The sequence below is a fragment of the Candidatus Saccharibacteria bacterium oral taxon 488 genome (assembly GCA_013100825.1).
Classification (GTDB): domain Bacteria; phylum Patescibacteriota; class Saccharimonadia; order Saccharimonadales; family Saccharimonadaceae; genus Nanosynbacter.
The window spans coordinates 287,201-299,670 of sequence record CP040001.1; the positions used below are offsets into that span (position 1 = coordinate 287,201).

The 12,470-nt window shown below is 48.1% G+C and carries 13 protein-coding genes; 1 reads left to right on the forward strand and 12 read right to left on the reverse strand.

What is annotated here, in order from left to right; all coding sequences use genetic code 11:
• Positions 1-40: 40 nt before the first annotated feature.
• Positions 41-319, reverse strand: coding sequence for a hypothetical protein (locus tag FBF26_01475; protein ID QJU09934.1), 279 nt, complete (start codon positions 317-319; stop codon positions 41-43).
• A 107-nt stretch (positions 320-426) separates the two neighbouring features.
• On the opposite strand from FBF26_01475, the gene FBF26_01480 reads away from it, so the two are divergent.
• Positions 427-1,554, forward strand: a complete 1,128-nt coding sequence (locus FBF26_01480) for a hypothetical protein (GenBank protein ID QJU09935.1) — start codon at positions 427-429, stop codon at positions 1,552-1,554.
• 43 nt (positions 1,555-1,597) lie between these two features.
• Here the strand turns inward: FBF26_01480 and FBF26_01485 are convergent, their stop codons facing one another.
• The 11 genes from FBF26_01485 to FBF26_01535 all read right to left on the reverse strand — a co-directional run bounded on the left by FBF26_01485 (position 1,598) and on the right by FBF26_01535 (position 12,330).
• The gene (locus FBF26_01485; GenBank protein ID QJU09936.1) at positions 1,598-2,593 is read right to left on the reverse strand and encodes a hypothetical protein; all 996 of its coding nucleotides are present in this window, start codon (positions 2,591-2,593) and stop codon (positions 1,598-1,600) included.
• 114 nt (positions 2,594-2,707) lie between these two features.
• Complete coding sequence (locus FBF26_01490; GenBank protein ID QJU09937.1) at positions 2,708-3,217, reverse strand: hypothetical protein; 510 nt, start codon at positions 3,215-3,217, stop codon at positions 2,708-2,710.
• A 12-nt stretch (positions 3,218-3,229) separates the two neighbouring features.
• Positions 3,230-3,637, reverse strand: a complete 408-nt coding sequence (locus FBF26_01495; GenBank protein QJU09938.1) for a hypothetical protein — start codon at positions 3,635-3,637, stop codon at positions 3,230-3,232.
• Between the two features lie 3 nt (positions 3,638-3,640).
• On the reverse strand, positions 3,641-4,342 hold the full coding sequence (locus FBF26_01500; GenBank protein ID QJU09939.1) for a hypothetical protein: 702 nt from the start codon (positions 4,340-4,342) through the stop codon (positions 3,641-3,643).
• A 64-nt stretch (positions 4,343-4,406) separates the two neighbouring features.
• A complete protein-coding gene (locus FBF26_01505; protein ID QJU09940.1) occupies positions 4,407-4,586 on the reverse strand; it encodes a hypothetical protein in 180 nt (59 codons plus the stop codon).
• 9 nt (positions 4,587-4,595) lie between these two features.
• Positions 4,596-5,450 carry a hypothetical protein gene (locus FBF26_01510; protein ID QJU09941.1) on the reverse strand — a complete coding sequence of 285 codons (855 nt, stop codon included), beginning with the start codon at positions 5,448-5,450 and terminating at the stop codon, positions 4,596-4,598.
• Positions 5,451-5,463: 13 nt separating this feature from the next.
• A complete protein-coding gene (locus FBF26_01515) occupies positions 5,464-5,841 on the reverse strand; it encodes a DUF2190 family protein (GenBank protein QJU09942.1) in 378 nt (125 codons plus the stop codon).
• A 3-nt stretch (positions 5,842-5,844) separates the two neighbouring features.
• Complete coding sequence (locus FBF26_01520) at positions 5,845-6,978, reverse strand: hypothetical protein (protein QJU09943.1); 1,134 nt, start codon at positions 6,976-6,978, stop codon at positions 5,845-5,847.
• Between the two features lie 200 nt (positions 6,979-7,178).
• Positions 7,179-10,148 carry a hypothetical protein gene (locus FBF26_01525; GenBank protein QJU09944.1) on the reverse strand — a complete coding sequence of 990 codons (2,970 nt, stop codon included), beginning with the start codon at positions 10,146-10,148 and terminating at the stop codon, positions 7,179-7,181.
• Between the two features lie 78 nt (positions 10,149-10,226).
• Positions 10,227-11,786, reverse strand: a complete 1,560-nt coding sequence (locus FBF26_01530; protein ID QJU09945.1) for a hypothetical protein — start codon at positions 11,784-11,786, stop codon at positions 10,227-10,229.
• On the reverse strand, positions 11,752-12,330 hold the full coding sequence (locus FBF26_01535) for a hypothetical protein (protein QJU09946.1): 579 nt from the start codon (positions 12,328-12,330) through the stop codon (positions 11,752-11,754). Before FBF26_01535 ends, FBF26_01530 begins: the two co-directional genes overlap by 35 nt.
• Between the last annotated feature and the right edge of the window lie 140 nt (positions 12,331-12,470).

The following is a 12,470-nucleotide window of genomic DNA, read 5'->3' on the forward strand; positions in this document are numbered from 1 at the left end:
TTTGCTCGATACGCCCGCTCGTAGTCTTGCGCAAGCGCGGTTATCCTTTTGGGCTTGATTTAGGATCTAGAATTTCTTGCAAAGATTCAGAAATTACATTGAAGTCTTCACCGCTGGTCGAGTCCATTAACGCTTCGTATGCTGCCTCAGGACCGTCAGCGTCTTTATATCGGACAAGAACAGACTTGATGCCTAGCTCGATTGCTAAATCAACGTCGTCTTTCGCTTTAGCAAATTCTTTACGTGTACGGTTAGTGATTGCCGTTCGTAAAACCGCCTCACCTCCGCTTGGTAGTTGAATAGTTTTCGTGTCTTGCATGAGTGCCTCCTTAATTAAAAGCGACCACTCTTGTGGCAAAAGAAAATTGCGACCTAGGTGATCGCAATTTGTTGTCTTTATTATAGCACAGGGTGTATATTTGTAGTATGCGTAGGGTAAAAAAGAATTGCGAAAAAAGCCTTGGTATTGAAGGTAGCCAATCCGGGCAAAAAACTAAACTAAAAAAACCGGCGGCAGATGATCCTATGCCGCACGTCATGCCAAAATGGGTGCATATCATCATATGGTCTGTCTCAATATTGCTAGGTGTACACGCTAAAAACTTTTTCATCTTTATGTTTGTTGGTACACTAATTGGGTTGCCGGTTTACGCAGGGTTTTACGCCGCCAAGCGCAAAAGGATAGACAGACAAGCCCGGGATACAGCTAAGGGATTTATAGTCATTTTAGCTGTGATGTTCGTAGTCTCTGTTGTTGGTGGCTCATTCACAAATTCGAATAAAGAATCATCAAATACTCATAGCGATGCAAGACCGGCCGCTGAGCAAAAGATGGCGCAGCCAGAAACACCCAAAATAGACGAGAACTTGGCGCAAGACCCTAAATTCAAAGATGGGGAGAAGATCACTATCACAAGGGTGATTGACGGTGACACTATCCAAGCTGGCGGTTATAAAGTCCGCCTCATTGGGCTTGACACCCCCGAGACGAAGCACCCAAGCAAGCCAGTTGAATGTTTTGGTGTAGAAGCTTCGAATAAAATGAACGAACTAGTCAACGGCAAAACAGTCTACCTTGTATCGGATCCGACGCAAGATTCAGTTGATAAATATGGACGCAAGCTGTTTTATGTTTACTTAGAGGACGGCACCAATGTTGCGTACCAAATGATTAAAGATGGCTACGGACATGAATATACCTACAGATCAAACCCTCACAAATGGCAGTCTCAATTCAAGGCCGCTCAGGATGATGCTCGCAACAACAAGCGAGGACTTTGGAGTGATAACACGTGTGCTGGCAGTAAAACGTCAGCCGCAGAAAAGAGGGCTCAGGCTGAGGCTCAGCGTCAGTCCGCTGAAGCGGCCGCAGCAGAGAGACAACGTCAGCAACAGGCTCAAAGCCAAGCGGCACCAGCACCCTCAGGTGTTAGCTTCAGCAGTTGTAAAGAGGCACGTGCTGCTGGCTATAGTCATATGCGACGTGGCGAGCCAGGATATTCACCGCACCTTGATAGAGACGGCGACGGCATCGCTTGCGACAAGCACCGCTAGATGAAAAGCCCGCGCGATTGCGGGCTTTTTCTGATACGCGATGTTAATAGGTGTATTTATTCACCAACTTCGCAGTAATCGATTTGTTAAAATCAGCCGTGTTGAGCAACATGACTGCATCGATCTTCTCGGTGGCAATGTCGCTCACGCCATAACTTGGCTCGTAGCCGCTAAATACTGCGACAGCGATGTCGAAGGTCAAACTGGTGTCGGTTTTCGTGCCAGCCTTGTTCTTGTCATCGATGAACGCTACTCGCAATGCCTTGTGCTCGTCATTATAGCTCATCGCACGGTAGGTTTTGTCGCGGTATAGCTTCTCGATGGACACGGACACCTCAAACTCGCCGTTTAGAATCTCGCCGTAGGTATCCTTGGAATCCATAGTCTGCTGTGGCTGGAGATTTTTGGTGATCGTTAGCGTCAAGCTCTTGATATCTTTTGCTTCAGGTGCGGCGTCAAGCCCTGCCAAATCGTCAGCAATCTTAAACATCGCGTGCTTCGCTAGGAATTCAGTGTCATCGATGGTATATGCCACGTTACCACCACTGATTTCCTTGCTCTTATGCGACTTAAACACTACCTCCACCTTTGGAAAGTCGTCAGGTGTCCACGTAAACGTCACAGAATCTGCCATGGCGTAGGCAAATTGCGCCGATAGGTTTGGTTCCTTGATCGTCATAGTTGCTGAGATATGGTTATTGTCGTCCCTCAGTGTAAACAGGTGCTCTTTAGCGTTGGTGTCGCCCTGGACGCCAGTGGTGGTTGGTTTCTGTCCAAATACTAGCGCCAGCCAGTAGTACAGCCCCTTGGCCCACAGCTTTGTTGATATCGAGCCGTCGCCCTCTACCAGCACGTCGGTTTTACCGTTGTTTTTGATGATCGTGCCGAGCGCTGACTCGTTCATCTTGCTGGTTGGCGAATCCTTAAAGCTAATATCGAGATGTGGCGCACCGTACGTTGGCGCGACCGCCTTGCCTTTGTCGTTCGGATCTTCCAGCCCGATACCGACAGCAACTTTTCGTCCTGAAAATGTTGGCATTTCTTGCTCCTTTTATTATTACCTAGGTAACAAAAAAGCGCCTCCTATAAAGAGGCAAAAAAAGAAAATTGCGACCTTCGGAGACCGCAATTTGTTACTCTAATTATATCACAATCACGATAATAAGTCTGGACGGAATTGCGCATGTTTAACCTTAAACCGTACAATGGCCTCGGCGGTAAACAGCCCCTTATCGCGTGGCGTGGCGTCAAACTCCACCGTCGTCTCCTCACCGGCATCAATCCATACACGCTCACCTGGGTCTTGATTAGCTCTCAGCGCGCCGATAATACTGCCTTTTCGTAGTGTCATATCATCGTGCCGTGCCGCCACCAATTCCACCAGCTCGAGATGGCTGCGCGCGTCTGTTCCTTGATTGAAATCTTTAGTCATATCTACAACCACACACAAGACGATCGCCATATTACTCTCGACTTCGCCGCCAGCTGAATCATGAATCTCGTAGCCGTTGTCAAAACTGATAAACGCCATCGGCTGTGTCAGCTGGCTTTTGTTTATGACAACAGGGTCGCCATAACCATACCGACCACGCAGAATTGCCGGGCCGTCCTTTTCTAGAATGTCCTTGATTTGCTTGAGTATTGGGTCAACATATTTAGCCATGGTTTCCTCCTGTTACATTATGTGGCGCTGGAATATGCGCGTTACTTCTCTTGCTTGCTGTTCCTCAATCGCCATCATTACGCGGCGCGGCAGATATTTACGCGGCTGGCGCGACTGATGATACTTAAAATATGGACGCAAGTTAGATATTTCTGCTTTTTTCGTGTATATCCTGCTGCGAAAACCACGCCGCATTGCGCCAGTTTTCTCGAGCATCCGCCACGGATATGCCTTTTTGCGTCGCTTCCACTTGCCCCACACGCCACCGTGCGAGCCAAAGTTCTGGTCGATGACTTTCATCATGTAATCTGCGGATTCTTTGAGCGGTGCTTGCAGGTTTTTAGCTTTACGCCCACGCGTATCTAAATCCCGCAAAACTTCTTTGCGTCCCTCGACAGAGAATACCAGCTGCAAGCCCATAGCTTAATCCTCGCGCTCATAGTAGTCGTCATTGCGCGGATGCCGCCTATCCGGAAAATCGCCGAATAAATCACCGTCGCATCGCGCACCAACAGCGCCAAATCCAGCGCTCAGGCCATCACTGCCATCACCGCAAACGCCGCCAGATTTCACAAACTCTTGCATATCTTGTTTTACGACCTCTAGCCGCTTATAGCCGTCCTTGCTCGTGCCCTCAATGTCTTGATTAAAACCATACTCGCGGATCAACAACCGAGCGGCCGCGTAGTTCGTACACAGCTCCACTACCCTGCCTGGGATTTCGCGACCATATTTACCATACGGCGCACAGGGGTCAACTCCTTCCATGCTCTTATCAATCCAAGCTATCGCTGCCTTGCGTGCCAGTCCAACTACACGCAGTGGCACGGAAGCGTATGAATAGTCGATTGTAACTACCGAATTGTGTTTTGGCGCTTTTTCTAGTTCAATCACGCCGAATGCTTCATTTACGCTAACAGCCTTAACGGGTACACCATCGACGAACACCACGAAATCATCAACCGTGACTGTATCGTCGAAATTACGATCGGTGATAGGCTTGCGGTCGGTTGTAAATGTTGTATTTATTCCATCAACCACGCCACTCAAAGCTACGCCATTTTCAACATGGTGTAGCCCTGCTTCCTCGAGTATATCTTGTAGTGTTGTGTAATACGCTGTCATTTGCAATTTATACCTTTCTCATTCTGGCAGCGGAAATACTCCTATCCGCTGCCATGTCAGAAAGCTATTCGCTTTGCTCAGAAAGAATGTTTTTAACTTTCTTCTCGGCTGCCTCTTGCGATTTAGCCATTGTTACGCCAAATCCGTCAACCCAGAAGGCTTTTTCAGCTTTCTTGTTTTCAGATTTTGGCTGGCTGGTCTGCTCTGGAGCTTTCTTGTTTTCAGATTTTGGCTGATCTTCCATGACTTCCTCCTAAGAACCCACCGAACCGGCAATTAATCGATAATTTGCATACGCAGCGTCAAAGCGACCGTCAGTACCCCAAGTGTAGACGTCCTGGTCTTCCTGGCGATCTTTCAGGATTTGGCGCAGCTTTCCAATTGGGCGGCGTTCACACACTTCAACTGGCTTGACCTTTCGACTCAGGCAGGCAACATACCAGCTATTATCTGTAATTTGCGGAATAACCAAAATCTTTGCGGTGTGGTAGTTAGTGTTACTTTCCCCGCCAGCAAGATTCTCTTTCTCGACAACAGCACGCGCCTTGCTTTCCATGTTTGGTCCAACGATCAAAGTGTCGACGAGATAGCCAAACGATTTGCCGTTTTCAGCTTTCTGAGTCTGGACTTTCAGGCGAGCAGCTTCGTAATTAGCAGCTGTCAGGTCGCCAGTTTGTAGGTTGCCGTGCTCAGTAGAGAAGAAGTTGTGTCCATCGCCAGACTTCGTGACGAAGCCCTTGTTGATAGCCTCGATAGCCAAGGCCGAGTACATCAACTTGTTTTCAAGAGCCATTTCTTCAATACCTGATTTGTAAATGCCAAGCTCGTCGTCTTCGATATCTGCACCGTCAATGGCAACAGACTGCTCCCATTTACCAATTTTCTGCATCTCCACGTTGAACGAGAACGTGCCTGGTCGACGCTCACTCTCCCAACGCCTCATGCCTGGTACGGCGGTTAGGTTCAAAATCCGCGCAAAACCAGATTTGTTTGGAGTAATGGCATACAAATCTTTAGCTATGTCGTTCGACTCTTCGCTCATTGCTTTGCGGAAAATTGTCTTGACGTACAGGTCCGCGCGACCGAGCTGTGTAGGATTCAAACTCATTTTCTATTCCTTTCTATCGTAATTTAACTCGAACCGATGTAGTCGATTCAATTTTAGTAATAATCCCGATGACTACAGCGTCATTGCCTGTTGCCAAACCGACAGTATTGTCATCAACGAGCGCGACATTTTTGCCTACGTTCGCTTGAATACCGACAGTAGCCGCACAGTTAAAGCTCACCACGCCCTCAGTGTATACGCGCACTAGTCCACCGGTTACGGATTCCTGGGCGACGCCTACAAAAGGCTCTTTTGGAGCGCCAGCATGTGCATAGCCGTTGCTTGCGATTGTCACAGCAGCGCCGTGAAAAATCTTATTTGTTCCCGCATCAACTTCAACCAAATCACCGGTTTGTCGGCTGTCGTCTCGCGGAGCTGTTAGATTAGCCATTTGCTATTCTCCCTTTTCCTGACGTTTAGTTTCTTTCAAATCTTCTTCGCTCAAGCCGAGGTCTGTCAGGCTTTGTTCATCCTCGCTTAGCTGAACTTCATCGCCGCCACCGTTGCCTTCGCCGTCAGTTCCTTTCTCGTCGGTCAAGTTCAGTTTTGGACTTGCCTCGATAAACTCGCTTAATAACGTATCAACAGTCTTGGTTTCATCATCAGATAGGTGGATTTCAGTGCTTGATGCCTCGGATAGCGCCATAAATGCATCTTTTTGAGCTGGCACCACCTTGCCATCACTCAACAACTTGTTAAACTTCGCCTCAGCGTCGCGCTTTGCTGCTGCAGCTTCCTTTTCTGCCAGCGCAGCTTCGCGATCGGCCAATGCTTTCTCGCGTTTGGACAGCTCATCCTCTTTGTCATTATCTTTTGGCGCCTCAGCGTCAGCGATTTGTTGCTTCACAGCTTCTGCTTGGTCTTCTGGCACTTCAATCTCAGCACCAGCAGCAACCGTTTCGGTTTTGTTTTCGCCGTCAACCGCGTAGGTTACTTCAACGTCAAACTCGCGGTCATTCTTAACTTTTACTGTCATAGTCTTGTCCTCCTTTTCATAATCTTGACTATCACTAAACAATATTGCCGGTACTTCATCGGCAAGCGGCACAAATCGCCGCATACCTTTGATATACGGGTCAACAACTAGCCCGACATGCTTCAACAGCGGCCCAACAAACTTGCCGGTCTTTTTGTCGAGGTAATTGTCTTCAAAACCCATTGACACGTCAGGAATATTGCGATTCTCAATGCTTTTTGCGGTTTCATCGTCTCGTATTTCGATGACAGCGTTGATTCCATCGTCGGTCAACTCCATATCGACCATTTCACCCCTATTCCAAGCCGCCAGCTCAGATGAATTCCTAGGATGACCCAGCGGTACTGCCACAACGCCGTATTTACCATTGTCAAAGTTCTCTTTCAGCCGCTTGCCGAATAGCTTATCAAGCACCATCCTTTTTGAGGTGTTGTTTGGATCAACATACTCACCGAACTGACAAATCTGCTTCTTGAAACGCTTATATTTACCGCCCTCACTGTCGGCTAGCTCTACCTTTGTGTCTCGATTGATAAAAACATGCATACTCATATGATTTCTCCTGGCTGAACCGCGACCGCACGCAGGCGAGAAAGTGGAGTTTTACAATATCAACTGTAAAATGTTTGTGTTGCAATTATTCAAGAGTAATTCACAGAGGGTAACTTCCGATGCCAAAAAGAAAAATTGCGACCTACATGCGATCGCAATTCATTACGGCTATTATACCACAAAGGCTATATTAGCAACAACTATTCATCGTTATCTTTGGATTTGATAGCTTCAGGGTGCTCATTAAAGTAGTCAGAGTCCATTTGCCAGATGTGGTGTAGGCGCCTGGTTGTTTGGCTCGGCTTGTAGCCTGGATCAGCAAGGCGCTTTTTGGAGCGCTCGTACGATTCGTCAATCTCCCTCAGTAAATCCTCAGTGAGGATACTATCGTTGCTATTATCCAAGTATTTTGTATCGTCCGTCATCTCCACCTCCGCTACTATAACTCCATTATCCCTCTTTGAGAGATTTTTTACAACAAACTTCTTGCCTCGAGATAGTAGGTATTCTCGTTCATTAATTGTTGAATTGACATTATTATCTGCCAATGTTTTCTCAATGTCCAAATATGGCATATTCTTGGGTGCACGAAATACCAGGATGTATTTTTGCCAATCAGCTTTCTCTGCAAATTCCATTGATATGTCGCGGCTTGTCGATGTTGACAGAAAATTAGGGTTGTTTATCTCCTCACCTACCTTCAAAGGTTTCTTAAATCCTACGCCGCGGTACAGCAATACGTCATTTTCCAGAGTCGTCCTCTTAATCGCTTTATCTAACTGCTTTATGTCATTTTCAGCATACGGATTCATAGGATGTTTACCCAACAGCGCCTGGTTAATGTTGATGTACCCATTCCCTTTATACGCCTCAATGCTCGACAGCTCCGCCTTTGTGTATTTCAATGCTCCAGGTATCGTATTTGCCAGCTCAGCTTTGGTTGTTCTCTGAATATATTCCAGCTGCTCAATGAGCTTATTATCAATCCCTGTTACCGCCGGCAACTTATAGTCCTTGTTTAGCGCCGACACCCTCACCCAAATGCAACCACAGTTGATGTGCTTTGGCGGCCGCTGGAACGTAGTTCTGCGTTCGTTGGCAGAAATCACCTTGCCGTCTAGCTCGGCGCAAATTGGACAGGTGTTTTTCTCCATCCGCGCCGACCACTGATAGACAGCCGTGTCGTCATCTTCATCAAAGAATGAAAAACTATCATCACGCCCATCATTCATACCCTGCGTAACAATCGTGCCTTTTGTACCGAGCACCGCTTGCGTTATCCAGGCGCTGGTCAATAAGCCAATTGATTCTAACATCGCATTGCGGGCAGCTTCGTCCTGTCTGCCGCCAGTATTAGATATTCCAGCTTCTTCATCAATGTCCTCGTCGTCACCATCAGCCAAGTTAATAGGCTGCTTCAACTTCTCGCCAGCAATAATATTACGCACGTCTTCAGTCTGCATATTGATAATGAAATCCACGTATTGTTTTTCTCGCGCCCTCAGCTCCTTTTTCAGAACTGGTGCTGGCAGCTTCTGCTCATCTGCCGCGGATAGCTTGCCGTAGTTGTAAGCTGTGCGATATTGTTTTGCCAGCAGCGCAGAATAGCTAGCCGGCAGCGTGAACTCCTCATCGAGCGAGATATCAGCCACCGCTTTACGCAGTTCCTCGGTCGCTGCGGTTTCAAAACTTACCTCCTGATCAGCCATCCACTTTTCGATTGCCTTGAACTTGACGCGTTTTTCGGCGTCGGTCAAATCTCGGTCGATCGCGACGTGCTCGTGCGGCTCAGGTAGAGCAACTTCGCCAAGTTTGTCATCTTCGCCTAGAAATTTGCCGGCGTCGCCGCCAGAACCTCCATCTTTGTCATCTTCCGCGTTTTTATTCTCTTTACCAGTGGGCTTGTCGTCTTCCGCGTCTTCCTGTCGTCGCTTTTTAATCGCTTCTAAGTCAATACCAAGGCGTGTCGCTGTTGATTCCTCGATTCCAGCAGCAATATCATCCGACACCTTGTCTTTTTGCACAAGCAACTTGAACGCCTCAAACACCGCCGAGATAATCGATTCGTCCGGTGTATCGAAATGAAATTCTGGATAGTGTCGTTCGGCAAAATTCAAGTCAATGAGGTTAGCGATGAGGTATTGGTTGATATGCGCTTCCAGTAACCGCATGACACCGGTGATAGCCGTTTGCAACAGATCTTTTTGATTGGTGCTCAGGCTGTACGAACCAACATTACTTGCCGAGCCTTGTGTTGCGGTAAGAATAACGCTCGCATGAAATGCTCGCGCCATCTCAGAGTTTTGCCGCTCAATCGATTGGTGTGGATCACGACCCTCCGTGTTTAGTACGTCGAGCTCGTAACCATATGGCAGTGACGCTACTGAGTTACGCTTGCCCAACCTGCCCAACACCTCAAGCGCCTTATTGCGTGCTTTTTTTAGCTGATCAGAGACGACGCCGTCAGCGGTACGCCGCAAAACTTTCGGTTTAATTGCGTCAGCTTGCAAAGCAATACTATCCAGGTATTCTAGTCGACGTTTCTTGTCGTAGCGTGGATACAGCGGCTTGAACGCACTGCGTCCGTAAAGGTAACTGCGACTCTTGCCATAAGTGAACAAGAAGCATTTGTGTGCTGGAATAATTATCTCGTGATAAACACCATCGGAGTCAGCAGCGCGCTGTTTTGTTCCGCCAAAACCACCATCCGTGTCACGAATGAGTGTGAGCGTGGTGGCGTCGCGGTGCGCTAGCCTCTTGAGTACTAATTTGCCGTCTCGCACTTCGTAAACCTTTTCAAACAGCGCAAACCCCTCGTAAATCGCCGCTAGAGATTGATCAATAAACAGACTCATTGGCGTTTGCATTCCGCCCTTGTGTGGTGGCTCTAGTAAATTGCGCCGCACCAGCTCAGCTTGCACTTCCCCCTCATCGTTACTGTCGGCGTCAATATGATACGTTGCCGCCAGAATACTCATAGTAAAGATGTTATACAGCGCTTCAACGGTCGTGTCGTTGTCGAGCATTTTGCGGTAATCTTCAATTTTGATGTCGTCAACTCGTGACTCCTCGCTATCAAAGCCCTCAAATACAATGTCGCCGGCAAAGCCGATTTCGCTTGTTAGATTTTTCGGTGTCGGTTCTGGGTTGTTTTTACTAAAAAATGCCACTACTTTGCTCCTCGCAATAGGCGGCTACCCTAGACCAAAAGAAAAATGCGGCTGTGATAACCGCAATTTCTAGCTTGATTATACCACATAATCATCATCTGACCAATCTTCTTTGTCATCGTCGTCTGCGCTTCTTTTTTCATGATACGCCCCGCTCTCATCAAACCCGTCAGAGTCCTGACCTGCTCCCTCCACCAGCAGCAACCGTATCGCATAAACCACCATGTCCACCATATCATCATGAGTACCTTTCGGGAATTCAATCAGCTGCTCGCGTAACGCCTGCCCATTCTGAATATCCTTGACGATGTATATCCTACCAGCCTCAAAGAATCGGCTCACGGCCAGCAGTCGCCGTACCTTGTCTTTGTCGGGCTTCAAGCCAATAACAGGTAGTCCCGCCAGCAAATCCCGAAACACCAGCCCCAGCGCGCCCTCCTCTATACCAACCACCTGCGGTTTGTATATTTCATCAAGCTCCCTTACCGTATCAGCAGTAACACTCGGCGAGGTTCGTTGGTTGCGTATCGCACGTATGTAGACATTTCCATCAGTGTACAGGTCAGCGACACCCATAGCGGTTGGGTCGGCCGTCTGGCGTTCACTGGCGGCAGGGTCGATTGTCAGCACCCTCGCCAGCCGTGCATGCTTATCTGGCACCTGGCTCGGCTCACATTCTTTAATCCAATCAGGCTTGATGATAGCATCCTCTTCGCTGAACGGCTTGTGCTGATACTCCTGCGCAAAAGCAATGCTGCCAACGAACTCTTGATCGCTCGGGTCATCTCGCATAGCCCTCAGCTTTTCCAGGCTGCGGTGCTCTGGCCACAAAGCCCGCTCTGTACCGTCCTCTTCCGTGGTGATTGCGTAAAACACCCGCGTTTGCCAACTCTTAAACACGTCTTGCTGTTTCATCACCTTATTTACGAGGCTGTCAAAGTGAAGAATCGTACCGATTATAACAGCCCGCCCGCCTCTTGCCAGTGCTGGTATGGCCGCCTTGGTAAACCAATGATAGAGCTTTTGACGTTGCTCAGCACTCTTAATATTCTCGTCGTTCTCAATGTCGTCAAATATCATCAGCGTCGGTCGGGTGTGTCGATGGCGAATACCACGGATTTTCATACCAGAACCTTTGGCAGCATATTTAATGCCGTTGCTCAACACAAACTCACCATCTTGCCAATCGTCACCCTTCATGTCGCCGAATAGCCACTTGATTTTCGGATTGTGTTCAAACTCATCTTTCAATGCGTTGATGAACTCAGCTGCCTGAGTGTAGGTATCGCTGATTATCACCACGAACTCTTCCTGCTTAAAACAACCAGCCCACAACGGGTATGTCATATCTACTGTGGTTGATTTAGCATGACCACGGGGTGCAATAACGCCAACTCGCCGATTGTCCTTGTTGCTGATCAGGTCTAATATCTCTTTGTGAAACGGCGGCGTTTCTAGTGGAAAATACGGCCGTGCGATGAACCAGCCGAAAAGGTGAATATTCTCCCGCCGCTTGAATATCGCCAGTAGATAGCGGCGTAGCTTGTCGCGGTCAGTATCCCAATACTTGTCGCAAAGCCGCAGAATATCCGCTCTGGTGAGATTATTCAAAGATGGCTGCCTTGAGCTCGTCGTCATCAATATCGCCTTCCTCTTTCGCTTTTTTCAGCTTCAAGTCTCGCTCGTCCCGCCAGCCGCAGACATTTTTCATAGTAAAGATAGCAAAACTTGGTGGCGCAGCACCGCTCAAAGCCACGTCAACGATGAACTCGCGCTGTAAATCCTTGGCAGTTTCGTAGGCTTCAGCGAATTCTGGATGTTCAGCACACCAGTTCTTCAGTGTATTGCGGTGAACGCCAATTTTTCTGGCAAAGCCTTCAAACCATGGGAAACGTTGCGGCAGGCGGCGCGAGACGTATTTGCCGCCCTCGGTGCCGACTATCTCCTGTTCTCTAATAATTTCTAGTGGCTCGATTGAAAAATAGTCAATGAGTTGCTGACAATACTCTGGCTTATATTTCGTTGGCTGTCCTGGTTCTGGTTGTTCAGGCTGTTTTGACAGCTTGACAGGTGGCTTTTTTTGCTTATCCTTAACAATCCCGCGCAGCTGCTGCTTCGAGTTTTTGCGATTAGCCTGCTTGCTACTTCGCCTGTTCCTGCGCATCATTTTTCTGGTTGCCATGATAATTTCTCCAAATAAAAAAGCGGCTCTTTCGATCCGCAATTCCTAGGGCTATTATAACATAAAAGAGGCGGCACGTAATTCGCCACCGCCTCAGTCAACCTTTTAGGCGCACACATATTATTGACGTTTACGCCCAT